A 22,349-nucleotide genomic window follows, 5' to 3' on the forward strand; every position below is an offset into this window, starting at 1 on the left:
GTTTATATGCAAGACACATTGCCGAACGTACATGCCGATCTGATCGACATGCCCTCGCTGGAGCAACTGGAGCTGCGTACGCCGTCACTCCATAAGCCTCGAATTTTGCTTCTGTATGGGTCGACACGAGAGCGCTCTTTCAGCCGGTTGGTGACTCAGGAAGCAGCCCGCTTGTTGGAGGAGTTTGGCGCCGAAACCAAAATCTTCGATCCCTCGGGTTTGCCTCTGCCGGACGATGCTCCGGATACACATCCCAAGGTCGTAGAGCTGCGCGAACTCATGCAATGGTCTGAAGGACAGGTGTGGTGTTCTCCTGAGCGGCACGGCTCCATGAGCGCCGTTTTTAAGGCCCAGATCGACTGGATTCCGCTTGCTATTGGTGCTGTTCGACCTACGCAAGGCAAAACCCTTGCAGTCATGCAGGTCTGCGGCGGCTCGCAATCTTTCAACGTGGTCAATCAGCTGCGCGTACTGGGCCGATGGATGCGGATGTTCACCATCCCAAACCAATCTTCGGTGGCCAAGGCATTTACCGAGTTCGACGAGGCAGGTCGTATGAAGCCGTCCTCGTACTACGACCGACTGGTGGACGTGATGGAGGAGCTAATGAAGTTCACGCTGCTGTTGCGGGATCGCCAGGACTACTTGGTTGATCGGTACTCCGAGCGTAAAGAGTCCGCCGAAGAGCTTTCCAAACGCGTCAACCAGCGCTCCATCTAACGTCAGTGCGAGGAAACTGTATGAGCCAGATCACGATCTATCACAACCCGCAATGTGGCACCTCTCGCAACACCTTGGAGCTGATCCGCAACAGCGCAGAAGAGCCGACTGTTATCGAGTACCTACAGACCCCACCTGACCGCACCACGCTTGTCAGGTTGATCAAGGATATGGGTATTGAGGTGCGGGCCCTGCTTCGCATCAAAGGCACTCCTTACGAGGAGTTGGGACTGGGCGATACGTCACTTACTGATGATCAGCTCATCGATGCCATGATGGCTCACCCCATCCTGATCAATCGCCCCATCGTCGTGACGCCCTTGGGCACACGCTTGTGTCGTCCGTCAGAGGCAGTCCTCGACCTTCTACCACAAGAGCAGCGCGGCAGCTTCGTTAAAGAAGACGGACAAGTCGTCATTGATGAGAATGGCCGCAGGGTTTAAACCGATGTAAAGCAGATGGGCCTGGGGGGATGGTGGTGAATCAAAACTCGACATTTGATGTAGTGGTCATTGGCGGTGGCCAATCCGCACTCACCGTAGCCTATTTCTTGAGGCGTACAGGCCTTTCCTATGTATTACTCGACGCCGAGTTAGCACCGGGAGGGGCCTGGCGGCATGGGTGGGATTCTCTCCGACTATTCTCGCCGTCTGCTTGGAGCTCAATTGCCGGCTGGCCCATGCCAGCAGTATCCGAGGGGACTCCTGGGCGGGACGATGTTATCGATTATCTAACTCTGTACGAGCGTCGATATGACTTTCCCATCATCCGATCCACGCGGGTAAACCGTGTCGAGAAAATCGAAGACGGATTACGGGTTGTCTCCGAGGGCAGAGCCTGGGATGCCAAAGCGGTCATCAGTGCAACAGGTACGTGGAGCCACCCGGTTATTCCAACCTATCCAGGACAGGAGCTGTTCAAGGGACAGCAAATCCATTCTGCCCATTACGTTGAGCCGAGTGAGTTCGAGGGGAAGACCGTTTTGGTGGTCGGCGGTGGCAATTCGGGGGCCCAGATTTACGCCGAAGTTTCGAAGGTGGCTCACACCACCTGGGTGACTCAACAAGTCCCCAAGTTTCTTCCAGATGCGGTCGATGGCCGTGTCCTGTTTGAACGAGCCAGCGCTCGTTTGAAGGCGCAACAGGACGGCGTACAGCCTCAACAGCCCGAAGGAGGTCTGGGCGACATCGTCATGGTGCCACCTGTGAAGGAAGCTCGCGAACGCGGTGTGCTGAACGCGGTAAGGCCATTTACGCATTTCACTTCAACGGGGGTTGTGTGGCCATCGGGAGTCGAGACGACGATCGACGCCGTCATCTGGTGTACTGGTTTTTCTCCAGCACTCGACCACTTGAGCAACCTGGGTATCGTTGGCGATGACGGTAAAGTCACCGTGAATGAAAACCGGAGTGTCGCTTCACCTAATCTGTGGCTGGTGGGTTACGGCGATTGGACGGGGCTCGCCAGCGCTACATTGATCGGAGTCACCCGCACTGCACGAGATGTGGTCAAGCAAGTGGAAAGCTATCTCACCGGCACAGCCTGATGACGCCTCACTCACACCGAGCGCACTTTATGTGATGTGACTTCAAGCTGGAGGAGGCGATGACGATAAACCCGATCTGCACCAGGCTCAGGCGCCACGCACCGGGTTAGTTCCTCAACAGCGCTTGGCTGGCAAGCCGGCTCCGACATCCCGCTCCCGCAGGAGTTGGCCTGCCAGCGAAAAACGCCTCCAAAGCCCCCGTAGAAACCGCCTCGCCGGCGCAACCGCCCTCTTTGTTGTCCTGTTGGTCAGCTATTTGCATTGCCCTCCAGCGCTTGCCGACCCAGTCCTCCCCCACAACAAGATGGAGCTCCAATTCATGCATACACGCCCGTTGCACAATCTGCTCTGCGCCCTGGCCGCCGCTGTCGGCCTGAGTGCCAGTCTCGCCGCCAGCGCTGCCGATCCGCTGAAGGTCGGCTTCGTCTACATCGGTCCCATCGGCGACCACGGCTGGACCTATCAGCATGAACAAGGACGCAAGGCACTGGCGGAAAAATTCGGCGAGCAGATCAAGACCAACTACGTCGAGAACGTGGCCGAAGGCGCCGACGCCGAGCGGGTGATCCGCAACATGGCCAAGGATCATTACGACCTGATCTTCACCACCTCCTTCGGCTACATGAACCCCACCCTGAAAGTCGCCAAGCAGTTCCCCAAGGTGACCTTCGAACACGCCACCGGCTACAAGCAGGACAAGAACCTCGGCAGCTACCTGGCACGCACTTACGAGGGCCGTTATGTCGGCGGCTTCCTCGCGGCGAAGATGACCAAGAGCAAGAAGATCGGCTACGTCGCCTCCTTCCCGATCCCGGAAGTGATCCGCGACATCAACGCCATCCAGCTAGCCCTGAACAAGTACAACCCGGGCACCGAGATCAAGGTGGTGTGGGTCAACTCCTGGTTCGACCCGGGCAAGGAAGCCGACGCCGCCAACGCCCTGATCGACCAGGGCGCCGACGTGATCTTCCAGCACACCGACAGCCCAGCGCCGATCCAGGCCGCAGAGCGCCGTGGCGTGTATGCGGTGGGCTACGCCTCGGACATGGCCCACTTCGGCCCCAAGGCGGTGCTGACTTCCATCGTCAACAACTGGGCCCCCCATTACATCCAGGCCACCCAAGGGGTGCTGGACCACAGCTGGACATCTCAGGACTACTGGGGCGGCCTGAAAGAAGGTACGGTTGAGCTGCCCCTCAGCGACCTGCTGCCGGCCCCGGTGAAAGCCGAGGCCGAGCAGATCATCGCCAGCATCAAGAGTGGCCAGTTCCACCCGTTCACCGGCCCGATCAAGGACCAGGGCGGGACAGAAAAAATCCCTGCGGGGGTCAGCGCCAGCAATGCCGAACTGGCCTCGATGAACTACTACGTCGAAGGCCTGAAGGCAGACCTCCCCAAATAAGCTGGTCGTCGCTGCCGGAGCACCCGCCAGCGACGACGGACCGCCAACAGGATGGGAGCCTTTTCATGCATCAACTGCCGATCATCGATATCAGCCCGCTGTATCAGGAGGCCCAGCCAGGCTGGGACAGTGTCGCCAAACAGATCGACCACGCCTGTCGCGAATGGGGCTTCTTCTACATCAAGGGCCACCCGATCAGCGCACAACGCATCGAGCAATTGCTGGCCATGGCCAAGCACTTCTTCGCCTTGCCCAGCGCCGAGAAACTCAAGATCGACATCACCCAGAGCCGCCACCATCGCGGCTACGGCGCCATCGCCACCGAGCAGCTGGACCCGGGCAAGCCCAGCGATCTCAAGGAAACCTTCGACATGGGCCTGCATCTGCCCGCCGAGCATCCCGAGGTAGTGGCGGACAAGCCCCTGCGCGGCCCCAACCGCCACCCGGACCTGCCCGGCTGGAAAGACCTGATGGAGCAGCACTACCAGGACATGCAGGCCCTGGCCCAGACCCTGCTGCGGGCCATGACCCTGGCCCTGGGCATCGAACGCGACTTCTTCGACCGCCGCTTCCAGGACCCGGTCAGCGTGCTGCGGCTGATCCACTATCCGCCGCGCCACACCGCCAGCAGCACCGAGCAGCAAGGCGCCGGCGCCCACACCGACTATGGCTGCATCACCCTGCTCTACCAGGACGCGGCCGGTGGCTTGCAGGTACGCAACGTTCAGGGGCAATGGATCGACGCGCCGCCCATTGCAGGCACCTTCGTGGTCAACCTCGGCGACATGATGGCGCGCTGGAGCAACGATCGTTACCTGTCGACTCCGCACCGGGTCATCAGCCCGCTGGGGGTGGACCGCTACTCGATGCCGTTCTTCGCCGAACCGCACCCGGACACCCGCATCGAATGCCTGCCCGGCTGCCAGGACGCGGAGCATCCGGCCCAGTATCCGCTGACCACCTGCGCCGAATTCCTGCTCTCGCGTTTTGCCGATACCTACGCCTATCGCCGGGAGCTGGAGCAGGCCTGATCGCCCACTCGGTCAGGTTTTGCCGAACAATCGCGCCGCCAGATGTAGAATGGCGGCTTTTTCGGGCCCGGTGAAAACCTGGCGATCGCCGCAACCGCCGCCAGTTCCCCAGAGAAGGGCACGGCTCCGGCAGCGCATCACACTTCGCAGCGCCCGCCTGCACCTGATGAGACAACACCATGTATGACTGGCTGAACGCCTTGCCCAAGGCCGAGTTGCACCTGCACCTGGAAGGCTCCCTGGAGCCGGAACTGCTGTTCGCCCTGGCCGAACGCAACAAGATCGCCCTGCCCTGGAGCGACGTCGAAACCCTGCGCAAGGCCTACGCCTTCAACAACCTGCAGGAGTTCCTCGACCTGTATTACCAGGGCGCCGATGTGCTGCGCACCTCACAGGACTTCTACGACCTGACCTGGGCCTACCTGCTGCGCTGCAAAGAGCAGAACGTGATTCACACCGAGCCGTTCTTCGATCCGCAGACCCACACCGACCGTGGCATCCCGTTCGAAGTGGTGCTCAACGGCATCGCCGCCGCGCTGAAGGACGGCGAACAGCAACTGGGTATCACCAGTGGGCTGATCCTCAGTTTCCTGCGCCACTTGAGCGAAGAAGAGGCACAGAAAACCCTCGACCAGGCGCTGCCGTTCCGCGACGCCTTTGTCGCCGTGGGCCTGGACAGTTCGGAAATGGGTCATCCGCCGAGCAAGTTCCAGCGGGTCTTCGACCGCGCGCGCAGCGAAGGCTTCCTGACCGTCGCCCATGCCGGCGAGGAAGGCCCGCCCGAGTACATCTGGCAAGCCCTGGACCTGTTGAAGATCCAGCGCATCGACCACGGCGTGCGCGCCTTCGAAGACGAGCGGCTGATGCAGCGCATCATCGACGAACAGATCCCGCTGACCGTGTGCCCGCTGTCCAACACCAAGCTCTGCGTGTTCGACCACATGTCCCAGCACAACATCCTGCAAATGCTCGAGCGCGGGGTGAAAGTCACGGTCAACTCCGATGACCCGGCGTACTTCGGCGGCTACGTCACCGAGAACTTCCACGCCTTGTACACCGACCTGGGCATGACCCAGGACCAGGCCCAGCGCCTGGCGCAGAACAGCCTGGATGCGCGGCTGGTCAAGCCGTAACGGTCTTCGCCGGCCAGCCGGCTCCTACAGGTTCGTGTAGGAGCCGGCTGGCCGGCGCAACTCAAGCGCCCGCCTCGCTCAACGCCTCCAGCGTCTTGCCCCGGGTCTCCATCCCGAACAGCCAGACCACTCCCGCCGCCACCACAAAGCACGCCGCCCCCAAGGCAAACACCCCGCCCTGCCCGGTGATGGGAAACACCAGCCCGGTCACCAACGGCCCCAGCAGCGAACCGATCCGGCCAACGGCCGAAGCAAAGCCCGAACCCGTGGCCCGGGCAGACGTCGGGTACAGCTCGGGCGTGTAGGTGTAGAGCACCGCCCACATGCCGAACAGGAAGAACTGCATCAGCAGGCCGGTGCCGATCAACAGGCTGACGTTGCCGCCAAACACCGCGCTCTGGCCGTAGAAGAAGGCCATGATCCCGCCGCCGAGCAAGGTGACGATGCACACCGGCTTGCGCCCCCAGCGCTCCACCAGCCAGGCGGCCATGAGGAACCCGGGAATCCCGCCCAGGGAAATCAGCACCGTGTAGTACACCGACTGGGTCACGGCAAAACCGGACTGTTGCAGCAAGGCACTGAGCCAGGACGTCAGCCCGTAGAACCCCAGCAATGCGAAGAACCACAGGCTCCAGATCATCATCGTGCGTTGCCGATACAGGGGCGACCAGATCTGTTTCAGCGCGGAGAAAAAATGCCCCGGCGCACTGTCGATGCGTGGCAGGCGCACCGGTTCCGGCAACGGGGCGCCACCCAGGGCAGCCCGCACCTTGTCCTCGATGCCCAGCAGCACCCGGTCGGCCTCGGCATGGCGCCCAGCCTGCTCCAGCCAGCGCGGCGACTCGGGAATGAAGAAGCGGATCACCAGCACGAACACTGCCGGAATCGCCAGCACCAGGAAGATGTCGCGCCAGCCGATCAGCGGCAGGAGGAAGTACGACAGCGCACCGGCCGCCACAAAACCCAAGGGCCAGAAGCCGTCCATCAAAGCGATGTAGCGCCCGCGTCGTTGCGCCGGAATCATCTCCGAGAGCATCGATTGGGCGATGGGAAACTCCATGCCCATGCCGATGCCCAGCAGCACCCGGAACAGGGTCAGGCTGTCCACGCTCTGGGCGGTGGAACACAGGTAACTGGCCACGCCCCAGAGCACGATGCTCCATTGGAACACCGGCTTGCGCCCGAAGCGGTCAGCGAGCATGCCCGACAGCGAGGCGCCGAGCACCATGCCGAAGAAGCTGGAGCTGGCCAGCAGGCCAGCCTGGGCCGAGCTCAGGCCGAACTCGGTTTTGATCGACCCCAGCAGGAAGGTCATCATCGCCAAATCCATGGAGTCGAAGAAAAACGCCAGGGCAATGATGATGAAGATCACCCGGTGATAACCGCTGATAGGTAAGCGCTCCAGGCGCTCTGCGGCGCTGTATCCCTGTATGCCCATGCCCTGTTCCCCCGATTGAATGCACGACCCGTCGAGTGTGCGGGATCGAAGCGGGGGGTGATGGCTGAGGGCGACCTGTTCGCGTCCGGCAGCGACGCCGAGGGCGCGGCACCTGGGTTCGCCGGCAACCCGGCTCTTACGGGCGGCGGGCGCTGATCTGGGCGCAGCGCTCCTGGAGCATGTCCCGCAGCAGCTTGACCGGTTTGCTCAAGTGCGCGCGATGGGTGCACAAAAGGTTCAGCGACGCGCCTTCGCAACGCAACTCCGGCAACAGCACCTGCAAGCGGCCGGCCAGCACGTCGGCGGCCACATCCAGCCAGGACTTGTAGGCAATCCCTTCGCCGGCCACCGCCCAGCGCCGCACTACATCGGCATCGTCACTCAGGCGGTCGCCGCTGACGGTCAGGCTCACCTCGCGCTTGCCGTCATAAAAACTCCAAAGGTCATGGGCCCGGCTGTCGAGCATGTACAGCAGGCAGTTGTGCTGGGCCAGTTGCTCCAGCTGGCGCGGCTCGCCGTGCCGGGCCAGGTAGCTGGGGGCCGCACACAGGACCCGGAGATTGTCCGGGGCTATCGGCAGTGCCACCAGACTGGAGTCCTCCGGCTCGCCATAGCGCAGGGCAATGTCCACCGGCTGGCGGAACAGATCGGCAATCCGGTCCCCCAGCAGCAGGCGCACGCTGAGCTTGGGATGCTCGCGCTGGAACTCGTCGAGCCAGGGCAGCAGCAGGTTGCGACCAAAGTCAGAGGGCGCGGAAAGCTGCAACACGCCGCTGACCTGATCCTGTCCGCTGGCCAGCAAGCGCCGCCCTTCATCCAGGTTGCTCAAGGCGGCGCGAGCGTATTCAAGAAAGCCCTCGCCCTCGGCCGTCAGACGCAGGCTGCGGGTGGAACGGGCCAGCAAACGCGCGCCCAAGTGTTCTTCGATGCGCTTGAGGGCGGCGCTGGCCACCGCCGGCGACAGGTCCATGACCCGGGCCGCCGCCGACAGGCTGCCCAGGTCCGCGGCCCGCACGAACAGTTGCAGGTCATCGAATCGCAGCATGGATCTACCCCTGGATTATCAAAAAAATATTGAAAGAGACTGCTCTTTTAGCCGGTTTTATCTTCAGGAGAAATAGCCAATTATCTGCCCATCACCTGACAGCCCAAAGGTAAACACCATGTCCCAAGCCTTTACCGCCATCGCGACCCTGATCGCCAAGCCTGACCAGCACAACGTCCTCAAGCACGAACTCAGTGCCCTGGTACACCCCAGCCGTGCCGAGACCGGCTGCCAGTACTACCAATTGCATCAGGACGCCGAACAGCCGGGCACCTTCTACGTTCTGGAACGCTGGGACGATGAGGCCGCCCTGGAGTTTCACAACAACACCCCGCACTTCCAGCATTTCCTCAACCAGACCCGCGAGGCGATCGAGCACTTCGAACTCAAGCGCCTGCAACTGATCGTCTGACCCTCACTCTGCACTCAACAGGAATTCACCATGAAAGCCATCGCCTACTACACATCCCTGCCGATCGACGACCCCAAGTCCCTGCAAGACATCGAGCTGCCGGAGCCGGTCGCCGGTCCCCGCGACCTGCTGGTGGAGGTCAAGGCCATCTCGGTCAACCCGGTGGACACCAAGGTCCGCCAGAATGTCCAGCCCGAAGGCGGCGCCGCCAAGGTGCTGGGCTGGGACGTGGCCGGCGTGGTCAAGGCCGTGGGCAGCGAGGTCAGCCTGTTCAAGGTCGGCGACCGGGTGTTCTACGCTGGCTCCATCGCCCGGGCCGGAGGCAACAGCGAGCTGCACACCGTGGATGAACGCATCGTCGGCCATATGCCCAAGAGCCTGGGCTTTGCCGAAGCCGCGGCCCTGCCGCTGACCGCGATCACGGCCTGGGAACTGCTGTTCGAACGCCTGCAAATCAGCCAGGACCGCAGCGACCAGGGCCAGAGCCTGCTGATTGTCGGCGCAGCCGGCGGGGTCGGTTCGATCCTCACCCAACTGGCCCGGCAACTGACCGGCCTCAAGGTGGTCGGCAGCGCCTCCCGGGAGCAGACCCAAGCCTGGGTCCGCGAGCTGGGCGCGCACGGCGTGGTGGATCACCGTCAGCCACTGAGCGCCGAGCTCAAGCGCATCGGCATCAATCAGGTGACCCACGTCGCCAGCCTGACCCAGACCGACACCCACCTTGATGAGTTGGTGGAAGCCCTGGTGCCCCAGGGCAAACTGGCCTTGATCGACGACCCGAAAAGCCTCGACGTGACCAAGCTCAAGCGCAAGAGCCTGTCCCTGCACTGGGAGTTCATGTACACCCGCTCGCTGTTCGAGACCGCCGACATGCAGGAACAGCACGTGCTGCTCAACAAGGTCGCCGAGCTGATCGACGCCGGCACCCTGAAGACCACGGTGGGCGAGCATTTCGGCCAGATCAACGCGGCCAACCTGCGCCGCGCCCACGCCTTGCTGGAGAGCGGCACGGCCAAGGGCAAGATCGTCCTGGAGGGTTTCTAAGGGCTGAACGCACGGCGGCCATCGCGCACAAAAGCCCGATGGCCGCCGTCAGTCCGAGAGTTGATTTCGGTCATATTTGTGACCGTATTCGGGTCTACACTGGCAGCCCTTGCATCGCACTCTTTTACCGTTAGGAGGTCAGCAATGAAGATCCTGATAAAAGAATTGGCAAACCCTCAAGGCTCCCAATGGCAGGTCAGTCTCGACCAGCACGCGGTGACGTTCCGCAGTGAAGCCGAGGCCCGGGCTTTCACCCAGACCCTGCAAGCCCGCCTGCAAGCCCCTCACCCGATTCCCCAGAGTCAGCGCGCCGTCGGCTGACTCAGAGCTCGGCGGCTTTCAAGGCCCGGGCATTCTGCAAACGCCGGGTCATGACCGCCATGCTCACCGCCAGAACACCACACAGGCTGATGACCATGGCCATCGGCATGGCACTGCCATCGTGCAACACGCCCACCAGATAGGCAGCGCCCGCAGCGACGCTGAACTGCAGGCAACCGAGCATCGCCGAGGCGCTGCCGGCCCGCGCGCCCTGGCCGTTCATTGCACAGGCCGCCGCGTTGGGAATGATGCATCCGAGGCTGGCGATGCACACGAACAAGGGCAGCAACAGCGGCCAGAGCTCACTCGTATGCAGGGCGCTGACTGCCAGCAAGGTCAACCCGGCCGCCAGGTAGATCCACACGGTACGGGCCAGCAGGAAGGCCGGACCACGCTTGGCCAACAGCCGCGCATTGATCTGCGCCACCAGGATAAAACCGCCGGCATTGATCCCGAAGAACCAGCCGAAATGCTCCGCCGGCACGCCGTAGAGCTTAATAAAGACAAAGGGCGAGCCGGCGATATAGGAAAACATCCCGGCGATGGCGATGCCGCCGGTCAGGGCGTGACCGAGAAAGACCCGGTCCGCCAGCAACAGGCCGTACTGGCGCAACGCTCCGGACAACGGTAGGCGCGGGCGCGTGGCCGGCATGCTCTCCGGCAGCCCCAGGGCCACCGCCAATCCCGACAGGGCGCTGAACACCGTGAGCATGATGAAGATCGATTGCCAACCGTAGAGATTGACCAGCAGGCCGCCGAGCATCGGTGCCAGGATCGGCGCCAGGCCCATCACCAGCATCAACTGGGAGAACACCTTGGCCGAACCCACGGCATCGCACTTGTCGCTGACCACCGCGCGGGATATCACCATCCCGGCGCAACCGCCCAGGGCCTGGACGAAGCGCGCGCCAATCAGCCACTCCAGGTTGGGCGCATAAGCGCAGGCCAGTGAGGCCAGGGTGAACAGTCCCACTCCCACCAGCAACGGCAGGCGCCGACCAAAACGGTCGGCCACAGGACCATAGGCCAGTTGCCCAATGGACAGTCCAAGGAAATAGGCGGCCAGGGTCAGCTGGACGTGTTTTTCATCGGTGCCGAAAGCCAGGGCCATCGAGGGAAAGGCCGGCAGATAAAAGTCGATGGCCAGAGGGCCAAAAGCGCTCAAGGCGCCGAGAATCAGGATTGTGCGCAGGTTCATGGCATCCAAGCGAGCGTTGGTCAGCGGTCGCACAGTCTAGCCGCGCTTGGACGCCTTGAACATTCCGATAGGTCGCTAACGATTAAAAAGACTCAAGCAACCTGGACGGCGTAGCCTTCCTCGCTGATCAGATTGATCACCTCTTCGCTGGACAGGCGACTCTCGACCCCCACTTCCTTGGCCGCCAGATCCACCCGCACGGTGGCCGCCGGGTCCTTGCTCTGCAGCGCCTGAGTGATGGCCCGCACGCAGTGGCCGCAGGACATGCCTTGAACATTGAATACTTGCATCACGCTTCTCCTGTATTGGGATGCACGCAGTCTTGTCCTTGCCACCGTGGCAAGGTCAAGTTCCGGATTGAACTGCCGGGCTGGAAATCGGCGCCGCGCTCCGCCAAGCTGCACGTCTTATGACATCACAGCAGGAGATTCAGCCATGCGCTGGTCAACTTTCAGCCTCGTCGGCCTCCTTGGTCTGTTGGCGGCAACGCCACCGGCACTGGCCGCCGGAGAAGACTACGGCGTACTGATCATTTCCCGGGAGCGGCTGGAAGTCGCCACCTCCTGCGAGATCGGCCTGTACATCCAGGACCAGCTCGCCGGTCGGCTGTTCCAGGAACAGAGCGCCTCCTTCAACCTGCCGCCGGGCAAAGTGTCCCTGCGCCTGAAACTGCTGCCGGGCCAGGCGCCGGGCTGCAACCCTGGCCTGCTCGCCCCGGGTTCCCAGGACATCAGCGTGCGGGCCGGCGACGTGCTGAAGTTCCGCATCGCCAGCAACGCCTCGGGCATGTACCTCAAGCCCACCGCCCTGGACTACTGACGCTGCGCCCTCCACACGCCTTGCGTCCTGCAGCGCAAGGCGTGCTCCTGCTCCCCCCTGGGACAAAATGAAGCACCCTGGCAATGCCCGCTTGACCTTGCCTGCATGGCAAGGTTGATCCTGTGGGCAACATTTACAGGGAGTGTCAGCCATGCCTGAATCAACCACCTTCGACCTGCCGATTGCCGGCATGACCTGCGCCAGTTGCGCCGGTCGTGTGGAGCGTGCCTTGGCCAAGGTCGCCGGTATACGCGCGGTCAGCGTCAACCTCGCCACGGAACAGGCCCGGATCGAAGCCCCCGGGGACAGTCTGCCGGCCCTGCTGGAAGCGGTGGAAAATGCCGGTTACAGCGTGCCGGTGCAGTCCATTGAATTGACCATCGGCGGCATGACGTGCGCCACCTGTGCCGGACGTGTAGAACGCGCCTTGAACAAGGTTCAAGGCGTGCGCAGCGCCAGCGTCAACCTGGCCACCGAGCGCGCCCACGTCGAACTGCTGGGCCAGGTCGATCCGACGCAGTTGATCAACGCCGTGACCCAGGCCGGCTACTCAGCCAGCCTGTGGCAGGCCGAGCACAAGCACGGCAACGACCAGCAGCAGAACCTGCGCCGCGAACGCTGGAGCCTGGTCCTGGCGATCCTCCTGGCCCTGCCCCTGGTGCTGCCGATGCTGGTGCAACCCTTTGGCCTGCACTGGATGCTCCCGGCCTGGGCCCAGTTCGCCCTGGCCACTCCGGTCCAGTTCATCTTCGGCGCACGCTTTTATGTCGCCGCCTGGAAAGCCGTGCGCGCCGGCAGCGGCAACATGGACCTGCTGGTGGCCCTGGGCACCAGCGCCGGCTATGGCCTGAGCCTGTATGAATGGGCCACGGCCGCCGCCGGCAGCATGCCGCACCTGTACTTCGAAGCCTCGGCGGTGGTGATCGCCCTGGTGCTGCTGGGCAAGTACCTGGAAAGCCGCGCCAAGCGCCAGACCGCCAGCGCCATCCGCGCCCTGGAAGCCCTGCGCCCCGAGCGGGCAATCCAGGTCATCGATGGGCGCGAGCAGGAAGTCGCCATCAGCGCCCTGCGCCTGAACGACCTGGTGCTGGTCAAACCCGGCGAGCGCTTTCCGGTGGACGGCGAAGTCATCGAAGGCCAGAGCCATGCCGACGAAGCGCTGATCAGCGGTGAAAGCCTGCCGGTGCCCAAGCAGCCCGGGGATAAAGTCACCGGCGGCGCCATCAACGGCGAAGGCCGCCTGCTGGTACGCACCCTGGCCCTCGGCGCGGAAACCGTGCTGGCACGGATCATTCGCCTGGTGGAAGACGCCCAGGCCGGCAAGGCACCGATCCAGAAGCTGGTGGACAAGGTCAGCCAGGTGTTCGTGCCCACCGTGCTGGTGCTGGCGCTGATCACCCTGGTGGGCTGGTGGCTGTATGGCGCGCCCCTGGAAACCGCAGTGATCAACGCCGTCGCCGTGCTGGTGATCGCCTGTCCTTGCGCCCTGGGCCTGGCCACCCCCACCGCGATCATGGCCGGCACCGGCGTGGCCGCCCGCCACGGCATCCTGATCAAGGATGCCGAAGCCCTGGAACGAGCCCATGAAGTCAGCTCGGTGGTTTTCGACAAGACCGGCACCCTGACTTCCGGTACGCCACGCATCGCCCATATGCAGGCCCTGGAAGGCGACGACAACAGCGTGCTGCAACTGGCCGGTGCCCTGCAGCGCGGCAGTGAGCATCCCCTGGCCAAGGCGGTGCTGGACCTGTGCCAGGAACGCCAACTGCCGGTGGCCGATGTCAGCGCCAGCCAGTCCCTGACCGGACGCGGCATCGCCGGCACCCTGGACGGCCGCCAACTGGCCCTGGGCAACCGCCGCCTGCTGGAAGAAAGCGGCCTGACCCCGGGCAGCCTGGCCCAGGCAGCCAAAGACTGGGAACACGAGGGCCGGACCCTGTCCTGGCTGATCGAGCAGAGCCCGCAATCCCGGGTACTGGGCCTGTTCGCCTTTGGCGACACCCTCAAGCCCGGCGCCTTGCAGGCGGTGCAGCAACTGCGCGCGCGGCATATCAGCAGCCACCTGCTGACCGGCGACAACCGTGGCAGCGCCAAGGTCGTGGCCGACGCCCTGGGCATTGACGATGTGCACGCCGAAGTACTGCCGGCGGACAAGGCCGCCACGGTGACGGCACTGAAAAAGACCGGCGTGGTGGCCATGGTCGGCGACGGCATCAACGACGCCCCGGCCCTGGCGGCGGCCGACATCGGCATTGCCATGGGCGGCGGCACCGACGTGGCCATGCACGCGGCCGGCATCACCCTGATGCGCGGCGATCCACGACTGATCCCCGCCGCCCTGGAGATCAGCCGCAAGACCTACGCGAAAATCCGCCAGAACCTGTTCTGGGCCTTCGTCTACAACCTGATCGGCATTCCCCTGGCGGCCTTCGGCCTGCTCAACCCGGTGCTGGCCGGGGCGGCCATGGCCCTGTCCAGCGTCAGCGTGGTGAGCAATGCGCTACTGTTGAAAACCTGGAAACCCAAAGACCTGGAGAACGCCGAATGAACATCGGCCAAGCGGCGCGCAAGAGCGGCCTGAGCGCCAAGATGATCCGTTACTACGAGTCCATCGGCCTGCTCAAGCCGGCCCATCGCAGCGACAGCGGCTATCGCCTGTACGGCGACGAAGACCTGCACAGCCTGGCCTTCATCAAGCGCTCTCGCGATCTGGGCTTTTCCCTGGAAGAAGTGGGCAAGCTGCTGACCCTGTGGCAGGACCGGCAGCGAGCCAGCGCCGATGTAAAGGCCCTGGCGCGCCAGCACATCGATGAGCTCAACCAGAAGATCCGCGAACTGGCCGGGCTGCGCGACACCCTGCAGGACCTGGTGGAGCACTGCCACGGCGACCATCGCCCGGACTGCCCGATCCTCAAGGAACTGGCTTCGGGCAGTTGTTGCGGGTCCTGAGTATTTGCAAGAAGCGATCTCTGTAGCCGCTGCCGAGCCCTGGCGAGGCTGCGAAAAGGCCCGCAGGGCCTTGCTTGGCGACCCCTTGCAAAATTTCAGCGCCCTCAAGATCCTCGCGTCCCTTCGGGCCGTGCGCAGCCTGCGGCAGCGGCTACAGGGTGCCAGGGTGCCAGGGTGCCAAGGTGCCAAGGTGCCAAGGTGCCAAGGTGCCAAGGTGCCAAGGTGCCAGGTAGTTTGCAGGCATAAAAAATCCGGCCAAGGCCGGATTTTTTTATTCCATCACTGCATCCAGGGCGGAGGCGGTGGTTCTTCGGATTTGCCTGGCGGCGCATCGTCCGCCGCCCGCACTGCCTGCCGGCGCTCCTCGTCGAGACGTGCCGCTTCAATCTCGCGGATCACGCTGCCAACATCCGCCAGTTCTTCGGGGTCGTCGAACTCGCCGGTCAGCACACTGCCCGGATGCAAGGTGCCAGCCTCGTACAAAGCCCACATTTCCTTGGCATAACGGGTGTGCTTGAGCTCCGGGGCAAAACGCCCGAAGTAGGACGCCATGTTGCCCACGTCCCGCTCCAGCATGCTGAACGCGTGGTTGTTGCCTGCCGCGTCCACCGCCTGGGGCAGGTCGATGATCACCGGACCATCCGGCGTCAGCAGCACGTTGAACTCGGACAGGTCACCGTGCACCAGCCCGGTACACAACATCAGCACGATCTGGGAAATCAGGAAGGCGTGATATTCACGAGCCTGGTCCGGTTCCAGCACCACATCGTTGAGCCGCGGCGCCGCGTCGCCGTACTCGTCGGCCACCAGCTCCATCAGCAACACGCCTTCGAGAAAGTCGAACGGCTTGGGCACCCGCACCCCGGCATTGGCCAGACGGAACAAGGCCGCCACTTCGGCGTTCTGCCAGGCGTCCTCGGTTTCCTTGCGACCGAACTTGGAGCCCTTGGCCATGGCCCGCGCCTGTCGGCTGTTGCGAACCTTGCGCCCCTCCTGATATTCCGCCGCCTGACGGAAACTGCGTTTATTCGCCTCCTTGTAGACCTTGGCGCAACGTAGCTCGTTGCCGCAGCGCACCACATACACAGCTGCCTCTTTACCACTCATGAGTGGGCGCAGCACCTCGTCTACCAGACCGTCTTCGATCAGGGGTTCAATGCGTTTTGGAGTCTTCATCAGCTTTTATTGGGGGTCCCTTGTTACCAAACACGCGAAAGTCACTCGTTATACGGCAATCCTCCCACCACGGGAAAGGGCTGCCGAGCGCCGGACGACAGCAATGCACTCAATGTGCCAGATCCCTGAAGCGCTGCCGCCGAAGATCATAGCCGAGTGGCCAGCGAACAACGTCCGCCATGGCTTGAGAGATTGCCGCCATCCGTCGCACGCCCTTGGCGTCTTCAAGGAGGTTTTTTCTCTGCGCGACTCAATTTTCCGCCATCCCAGCCGAAGTCATCAGAGACAAAGGGATTTTGTCCGACAATCCAATAAAGACGTCAGCCGCCGGCCAAGGTTCGATCGCTGCCTGCTCGACTTCTGCCTCAGGGACTGCAATCAGCGCCATCTTTCAAGCTGCCAATAATCCGCGAGTCGCCTGCACTTCGTGGTCATACAAGAAAATCTGGAGCGCGGATGAACATCAAACAGAAACTCACCTGGGCCTTCGCCGCCATTGCCTGCCTGCCCGTGGTGCTGGTGGCCACGCTGGTGGTGATCAACCTGCGCAGCGAAGCGCAAAACACCTTTGTCGACGGCAGCGGCCGCGAGATCCGCCAAGTGGCCAATGCCATGCAGCTGTTCTTCGAAGGCATCAGCCAGAACATCGACTACCTGGCAGCCCAACCCTTGCTGACCCAGGCCGGCGGCGACCTCAAGACCTGGATGAGCGCCGATGCCGCCAAGATTCCAGAAGGCGAGCAGGACAAACGCATCTTCGAACTGTTCGCCGCCATGGCCGCCAGCCACCCCGCCTATGCCTATGTGTCCTATGGCGTGAGCAACGGCGGTTACGTCTCCTGGCCCGCCGACCTGAAGCTGGCCAACTACGACCCTCGCGTACGCCCCTGGTACAAGGCCGCGCTGGCCAGCCCGGGCAAGACCCTGCGCACCGATGCGTACTACTGGGCCCCGGACGATGCGGTGCTGGTCAGCACCGTGCGCTCCCTGGCCAACCAGTTGGGCCCCCAAGGCGGCGTGGTCGCGGTCGACGTGTCGCTCAAGCAGCTCACCGAAATCGTCAAGCAGATCAAGCTGGGCGAGTCTGGCTACCTGATGCTGATGGAAAACAACGGCACGGTGCTGGTGGACCCCAAGCAGCCGGAGCATAACTTCAAGGCCCTGGACAGCCTCGGCGAGGGTTACGCGCAACTGGCCAAGACCGGCAAGGGCCTGGTGCAAGTGGAACTGGGCGGCGAACACTACATGGCCAACGTCTGGCCTTCCGAACAACTGGGCTGGACCTTCATCGGCCTGATCAAGCAGAACGAAGTCATGGGCTCGGCCACCCAGCTGACCTGGATCATCGCCGTGATCGCCGGGGTCCTGGCCGTGTTGTTCGCGGTATTCGGAGCCAGCTTCGCCAGCCTCATCGTGCGGCCGATCCGCAGTGTCGCCAGCGGCCTGGAAGGCATCGCCCAGGGTGAAGGCGACCTGACCCGCAACCTGAATATCCGTGGCAGCGATGAAACCGCGCAACTGGCCAACTGGTTCAACCAGTTCCTCGCGGCGATCCGCAGCCTGATCCAGCACATCGGCCAGGCGGCACAGAAGATTCTCGCCACCTCCCATTCCTCGACCCAAGTTTCCAACGACATGGCCGAAGCCGCCGGACGCCAGCGCGAAGCGGTGGACATGGTGTCCACGGCCTTCCACGAAATGGTAGCCACGGCCAACGAAGTGGCTCGCTCCTGCAGCCAGGCCGCCGAATCGGCAGACAGCGGCCAGCGTCAGGCCCAGGAAGGCCAGCAGCAGATCGACGACGCGGTGCACAGCGTCGACCGCCTGAGCCAGGAGATCGAGCAGTCGGCGCAATCGATGCAGCAACTGGAACGCGACAGCAACGACATCCAGTCGATCCTCGGCACCATCCGCTCCATCGCCGAACAGACCAACCTGCTGGCCCTCAACGCCGCCATCGAGGCCGCCCGGGCCGGAGAGCAGGGGCGCGGTTTTGCCGTGGTGGCCGACGAAGTCCGCGCCCTGGCCAAGCGCACCGCCGATTCCACCGCCGAGATCGACGGGCTGCTGGGCAACCTGGCCAAGCGCACCAGCGCCGTGACCCAGCAGATGCACGCCAGCCTGGAAGTGTCCCAACAGTCGGTGAACCGCATAGGCCTCGCGCGCAACAGCTTCGGACAGATCCGCGAGTCGGTGGACGTGATCCGCGACATGAACACTCAGATCGCCACCGCCGCCGAGGAGCAGCATCAAGTGGCGGAAGACATCAACCGGCACATCAGCCAGATCCATGGCGATGCGCAACGGGTGGCGGAACTGGCCAACGCGGCACGCCTGGACTCCCAGAACTTGGCGGGGCTGTCCAATGAGCTGGACAGCCTGGTGCGGCGCTTCAAGACTTGAGTCCCCTTTCGCCGGCAAGCCGGCTCCTACGGATTTGGAGGCACTTCTCTGTAGGAACCGGCTTGCCAGCGAATGCCACGAACCTCAGCGTTCGATGATCGCCGTCACACCCTGCCCACCCGCGGCACAGATCGAAATCAGCCCGCGCCCCTGCCCCGCCACACTCAGCAACTTCGCCAGGTTGGCGACAATGCGCCCGCCGGTGGCGGCAAACGGGTGCCCCGCCGCCAAGGAGCTGCCTTTGACGTTAAGCCGGGCGCGATCGATGCGGCCCAGAGGCGCGTCGAGGCCCAGGCGGGTCTTGCAGTAATCCGCGTCTTCCCAGGCCTTGAGGGTGCACAGCACCTGGGCGGCAAAGGCTTCGTGGATCTCGTAATAATCAAAGTCCTGCAGGCTCAGCCCGTTGCGCGCCAGCAAGCGCGGCACGGCATACACCGGGGCCATCAGCAGGCCTTCGGCTCCTTTGACGAAATCCACCGCGCCAGCCTCGCCGTCGCGCAGGTAGGCGAGGATCGGCAGGCCGCGCTCCTGGGCCCATTGCTCACTGCCCAGCAACACAAGGGAGGCGCCATCGGTCAGAGGCGTGGAATTGCCGGCGGTGAGGGTGCCCGCGGCACTGCGATCGAAGGCGGGCTTGAGGCTGGCGAGTTTTTCCAGGGTCAGGTCCGGGCGCAGGTTGTTGTCCCGGGTCAGGCCGAGGAAGGGGCTGAGCAGGTCGTCATGCCAGCCTTCGGCATAGGCGGCGGCCATCTTCTGGTGGCTCTCCAGGGCCAGTTGGTCCTGCTCGCCACGGGGAATGTCCCAGGTCTTGGCCATCTGTTCGCAGTGTTCGCCCATGGACAGGCCGGTGCGCGGCTCACCGTTGCGCGGCAGTTCCGGCTTGAGGTGATGGGGCCGCAACTGCAGCAGGATCTTCAGCTTGTCGCCGGTAGTCTTGGCCCGATTGGCCTGCAACAGGATCTGCCGCAGCCCCTCGTTGACCCCGATCGGCGCATCCGAGGTGGTGTCGACGCCACCGGCGATGCCGCAGTCGATCTGCCCCAGGGCAATCTTGTTGGCCACCAGCAAGGCCGCTTCCAGGCCGGTGCCACAGGCTTGCTGGATGTCGTAAGCCGGTGTCGTGGGCGATAGCCGCGAACCCAGTACGCACTCCCGGGTCAGGTTGAAATCCCGCGAATGCTTGAGCACCGCCCCCGCCGCCACTTCGCCAAGGCGCAGGCCGTGGAGCTGGTAACGCTCGATCAGGCCCTCCAGGGCGGCCGTGAGCATGGCCTGGTTGCTGGCCGTGGCATACGGGCCATTGGAGCGGGCGAAGGGAATGCGGTTACCGCCGATAATCGCGACGCGACGCAGCTGTGTCATGGAAAGCTCCCTATTCTATGAGTGCGACTTCGGTGAGTACCTCTCCCACTAGCGTAGGAGGCTTCTCGCAGATCGAACGACTCGGGGCCATTCGTGGTCCACACTTTGAACCCCAGCCTGCGGAGTGCGTTCCATGTCCGACCGTTATATCGACTTCGCCAATTCGACCATCGGCCAGCGCCTGGTCGGGGCCCTTGGCCTGCCGTCACCGGTACGTCTGGAGCGCTGGCAGGCCGGCCGCCTGCGGCCCATCGAAGGCGCTCTGTTGATCGGTGGCGGCGCCATGGCCCAACAGGTGAGCGCCCTGGCACCGCGCCTGACCGATTCGGTCTACAGCTACGGCACCGATCCGACCCTGGCCACGCCCTGGATTCCCGGCCATGGGCCCAAGCTCAAGGCCGTGGTCTTCGATGCCAGCGAACTGCGGCATACCGATCAACTCAAGCAACTGCGGGAGTTCTTCCAGCCGCTGCTGCGCAGCCTTGAGTCCAGCGCCCATCTGCTGATCCTCGGACGTGCTCCGCACACCCTGGCAGAGCCCTTTGCCGCCAGCGCCCAGCGTGCCCTGGAAGGCTTCAGTCGCTCCCTGGCCAAGGAGCTGCGCAACGGCGCCACCCTGCAACTGCTGTACGTGGCCGAGGGCGCCGAAGAGCAGTTGGAAGGCGCCCTGCGTTTTTTTCTCTCGCCCAAGAGCGCCTATGTTTCCGGGCAGGTGATCCACTTGCAGCCCTGCGCCAGTCAGGTCCAGGACTGGAGCCGGCCGCTGGCCGGGCGCAAGGCTCTGGTCACCGGCGCGGCCCGGGGCATTGGCGCGGCCATCGCCGAAACCCTGGCCCGGGACGGGGCCCAGGTGCTGTTGCTGGATGTGCCCCAGGCCAAGGCCGACCTGGACGCTCTGGCGGCCCGTCTCGGCGCACGCGCCATCGGCCTGGATATCTGCGCCGAGGACGCCCCGGCCCAGTTGCTCGAACAACTGCCCGAGGGCATCGACATTCTGGTGCACAACGCCGGGATCACCCGGGACAAGACCCTGGCCAACATGACCGCGGAGTTCTGGGACGCCGTGCTGGCGGTGAACCTCAACGCCCCGCAGGTATTGACCCAGGCCCTGCTCGACAGCGGCCGGCTGCACGATCACGGACGCGTGATCCTGTTGGCCTCCATCAGCGGCATTGCCGGCAACCGCGGGCAGACCAACTACGCCGCCAGCAAGGCCGGGCTGATCGGCCTGGCCCAGGCCTGGGCACCGCTGCTCAAGGCCCGGGACATCAGCATCAACGCCGTGGCGCCAGGCTTCATCGAGACCCAGATGACCGCCAAGGTGCCCTTCGCCTTGCGCGAAGCCGGACGCCGCATGAGTTCCCTGGGCCAGGGCGGCCTGCCTCAGGACGTCGCCGAGGCCGTGGCCTGGCTCGGCCAGCCGGGCAGTGGCGCGGTCAGCGGGCAAGCCTTGCGGGTGTGTGGCCAAAGTGTCCTGGGAGCCTGAAGATGACAACGCACTGGCATGAACTGAACCTGCCTGCGCTCTTGCCGCCGCTGTTTCTCAAGGCGGCGCTGAGACGGCGGAGCAATGGCACCGAGTTGCCCGAAGATGGCCTGCGCTGCTGGATCAGCCTGGAGCCCAAACGGCTGGCGGCCTATCGCAAGGTCTGCGGTTTTGCCGACAACGGCCTGCTTCCCGCTACCTATCCCCATGTGCTGGCCTTCGCCCTGCAAATGCAGCTGCTGACCGCCCAGAACTTCCCCTTCCCGTTGCTGGGGCTGGTCCATCTGGCCAACCGGATTCGAGTGTTGCGCCCCATGGGCAACGTCAGCAGCGTGCGCATCGGTGTCCGGGTAGACAACCTGCAACCTCACGCAAAAGGGGCGGTGTTCGATCTGGTGACCACCGTGGACGATCTGCTGGGGCCGCTCTGGGAAGCCGAAAGCCAGATGCTCTGTCGCACAGTCAAGTTGCCCGGAGAACCTGCCGCGCCGCTCCCACCATTGGGCGAAGGCCTGAACGAGGTGAGCCGCTGGCAGGCCGAAAGCAATATCGGCCGGCGCTATGCCAGGGTCTCTGGTGACTACAACCCTATCCACCTCAGTGCCTGGAGTGCCCGCCTGTTTGGCTTTCCCCAGGCCATAGCCCACGGTCTGTGGAACAAAGCCATGACCCTGGCAGCACTGAGCGAGCACCTGCCGACCGCGAATATCGAAGTGTCGGTGCATTTCATCAAGCCCGTGCTGCTGCCCGGAACCGTCCGCTTGCTGGCCAGCGCTGCAGGGTCCAGTGGCGAACTCCAGCTACTGGGCAATGGCGATCTGCAACATATGCAGGGTCGCTGGCAGCCCATCGCCTGAGACGTCA

20 protein-coding genes and 2 pseudogenes are annotated in these 22,349 nt (G+C 63.7%); 16 read left to right on the forward strand and 6 right to left on the reverse strand.

The window, feature by feature from the left end; translation table 11 throughout:
• Nucleotides 1-6 precede the first annotated feature (6 nt).
• The 6 genes from arsH (at nt 7) to PQT43_RS14005 (ending at nt 5,832) form a co-directional block, all read left to right on the forward strand.
• Entirely contained in the window at nt 7-720 is a 714-nt protein-coding gene (arsH, locus tag PQT43_RS13980; protein ID WP_272754159.1) for an arsenical resistance protein ArsH, read from the forward strand.
• A 20-nt stretch (nt 721-740) separates the two neighbouring features.
• Nucleotides 741-1,163, forward strand: coding sequence for an arsenate reductase (glutaredoxin) (arsC, locus tag PQT43_RS13985; protein WP_272754160.1), 423 nt, complete (start codon nt 741-743; stop codon nt 1,161-1,163).
• 29 nt (nt 1,164-1,192) lie between these two features.
• Nucleotides 1,193-2,266, forward strand: coding sequence for an ArsO family NAD(P)H-dependent flavin-containing monooxygenase (locus PQT43_RS13990; RefSeq protein ID WP_272754161.1), 1,074 nt, complete (start codon nt 1,193-1,195; stop codon nt 2,264-2,266).
• Between the two features lie 319 nt (nt 2,267-2,585).
• Nucleotides 2,586-3,668: a BMP family ABC transporter substrate-binding protein gene (locus PQT43_RS13995; RefSeq protein WP_272754162.1), complete on the forward strand. Its 1,083-nt coding sequence runs from the start codon at nt 2,586-2,588 to the stop codon at nt 3,666-3,668.
• A 65-nt stretch (nt 3,669-3,733) separates the two neighbouring features.
• The gene (locus PQT43_RS14000; RefSeq protein WP_272754163.1) at nt 3,734-4,699 is read left to right on the forward strand and encodes a 2-oxoglutarate and iron-dependent oxygenase domain-containing protein; all 966 of its coding nucleotides are present in this window, start codon (nt 3,734-3,736) and stop codon (nt 4,697-4,699) included.
• A gap of 179 nt (nt 4,700-4,878) precedes the next feature.
• On the forward strand, nt 4,879-5,832 hold the full coding sequence (locus tag PQT43_RS14005; RefSeq protein ID WP_102881917.1) for an adenosine deaminase: 954 nt from the start codon (nt 4,879-4,881) through the stop codon (nt 5,830-5,832).
• Nucleotides 5,833-5,893: 61 nt separating this feature from the next.
• Here the strand turns inward: PQT43_RS14005 and PQT43_RS14010 are convergent, their stop codons facing one another.
• Complete coding sequence (locus tag PQT43_RS14010; protein WP_102881918.1) at nt 5,894-7,270, reverse strand: MFS transporter; 1,377 nt, start codon at nt 7,268-7,270, stop codon at nt 5,894-5,896.
• Nucleotides 7,271-7,406: 136 nt separating this feature from the next.
• Entirely contained in the window at nt 7,407-8,315 is a 909-nt protein-coding gene (locus PQT43_RS14015; RefSeq protein ID WP_102863034.1) for a LysR family transcriptional regulator, read from the reverse strand.
• A 118-nt stretch (nt 8,316-8,433) separates the two neighbouring features.
• Between PQT43_RS14015 and PQT43_RS14020 the strand changes: the two genes are divergently transcribed.
• From PQT43_RS14020 to PQT43_RS14030, 3 genes are all read left to right on the forward strand, one after another.
• On the forward strand, nt 8,434-8,727 hold the full coding sequence (locus PQT43_RS14020) for a putative quinol monooxygenase (RefSeq protein ID WP_102881919.1): 294 nt from the start codon (nt 8,434-8,436) through the stop codon (nt 8,725-8,727).
• A gap of 30 nt (nt 8,728-8,757) precedes the next feature.
• On the forward strand, nt 8,758-9,771 hold the full coding sequence (locus PQT43_RS14025; RefSeq protein WP_272754164.1) for a zinc-binding alcohol dehydrogenase family protein: 1,014 nt from the start codon (nt 8,758-8,760) through the stop codon (nt 9,769-9,771).
• A 144-nt stretch (nt 9,772-9,915) separates the two neighbouring features.
• Nucleotides 9,916-10,092 carry a hypothetical protein gene (locus tag PQT43_RS14030; protein ID WP_272754166.1) on the forward strand — a complete coding sequence of 59 codons (177 nt, stop codon included), beginning with the start codon at nt 9,916-9,918 and terminating at the stop codon, nt 10,090-10,092.
• Between the two features lies 1 nt (nt 10,093).
• Here PQT43_RS14030 and PQT43_RS14035 read toward each other — a convergent pair whose 3' ends face one another.
• Nucleotides 10,094-11,290 (reverse strand): multidrug effflux MFS transporter, encoded by a 1,197-nt coding sequence (locus tag PQT43_RS14035; RefSeq protein ID WP_102863031.1) that lies wholly within the window; start codon nt 11,288-11,290, stop codon nt 10,094-10,096.
• A gap of 92 nt (nt 11,291-11,382) precedes the next feature.
• Entirely contained in the window at nt 11,383-11,580 is a 198-nt protein-coding gene (locus PQT43_RS14040) for a heavy-metal-associated domain-containing protein (RefSeq protein ID WP_102863030.1), read from the reverse strand.
• 145 nt (nt 11,581-11,725) lie between these two features.
• Between PQT43_RS14040 and PQT43_RS14045 the strand changes: the two genes are divergently transcribed.
• The 3 genes from PQT43_RS14045 (at nt 11,726) to cueR (ending at nt 15,058) form a co-directional block, all read left to right on the forward strand.
• Nucleotides 11,726-12,109 (forward strand): hypothetical protein, encoded by a 384-nt coding sequence (locus tag PQT43_RS14045; RefSeq protein ID WP_102863029.1) that lies wholly within the window; start codon nt 11,726-11,728, stop codon nt 12,107-12,109.
• A gap of 151 nt (nt 12,110-12,260) precedes the next feature.
• Complete coding sequence (locus PQT43_RS14050; protein ID WP_170001544.1) at nt 12,261-14,657, forward strand: heavy metal translocating P-type ATPase; 2,397 nt, start codon at nt 12,261-12,263, stop codon at nt 14,655-14,657.
• Nucleotides 14,654-15,058, forward strand: a complete 405-nt coding sequence (cueR, locus tag PQT43_RS14055) for a Cu(I)-responsive transcriptional regulator (RefSeq protein WP_060837378.1) — start codon at nt 14,654-14,656, stop codon at nt 15,056-15,058. The genes PQT43_RS14050 and cueR overlap by 4 nt, the downstream gene beginning before the upstream one ends.
• Before the next feature lie 279 nt (nt 15,059-15,337).
• Here the strand turns inward: cueR and PQT43_RS14060 are convergent, their stop codons facing one another.
• On the reverse strand, nt 15,338-16,234 hold the full coding sequence (locus tag PQT43_RS14060; protein ID WP_102863027.1) for a PA4780 family RIO1-like protein kinase: 897 nt from the start codon (nt 16,232-16,234) through the stop codon (nt 15,338-15,340).
• 612 nt (nt 16,235-16,846) lie between these two features.
• Between PQT43_RS14060 and PQT43_RS31425 the strand changes: the two are divergent.
• Both PQT43_RS31425 and PQT43_RS31430 read left to right on the forward strand, forming a co-directional pair.
• A pseudogene (locus PQT43_RS31425) lies at nt 16,847-17,779 on the forward strand (cache domain-containing protein); the annotation flags it as partial.
• Between the two features lie 261 nt (nt 17,780-18,040).
• Nucleotides 18,041-18,637 (forward strand): annotated as a pseudogene (locus PQT43_RS31430) (methyl-accepting chemotaxis protein); the annotation flags it as partial.
• A gap of 84 nt (nt 18,638-18,721) precedes the next feature.
• On the opposite strand, the gene PQT43_RS14070 reads toward PQT43_RS31430, so the two are convergent.
• A complete protein-coding gene (locus tag PQT43_RS14070) occupies nt 18,722-19,999 on the reverse strand; it encodes an acetyl-CoA C-acetyltransferase (protein WP_267269326.1) in 1,278 nt (425 codons plus the stop codon).
• Nucleotides 20,000-20,132: 133 nt separating this feature from the next.
• Here PQT43_RS14070 and PQT43_RS14075 point away from each other — a divergent pair, with 133 nt between their 5' ends.
• The gene (locus tag PQT43_RS14075; RefSeq protein ID WP_267269325.1) at nt 20,133-21,485 is read left to right on the forward strand and encodes a 3-oxoacyl-ACP reductase; all 1,353 of its coding nucleotides are present in this window, start codon (nt 20,133-20,135) and stop codon (nt 21,483-21,485) included.
• A gap of 2 nt (nt 21,486-21,487) precedes the next feature.
• Entirely contained in the window at nt 21,488-22,342 is an 855-nt protein-coding gene (locus PQT43_RS14080; protein ID WP_272754167.1) for a MaoC family dehydratase, read from the forward strand.
• The last annotated feature ends 7 nt before the right edge of the window (nt 22,343-22,349 follow it).

The organism is Pseudomonas sp. BLCC-B112, from assembly GCF_028550695.1.
In the GTDB taxonomy this organism is placed as follows: domain Bacteria; phylum Pseudomonadota; class Gammaproteobacteria; order Pseudomonadales; family Pseudomonadaceae; genus Aquipseudomonas; species Aquipseudomonas danubii.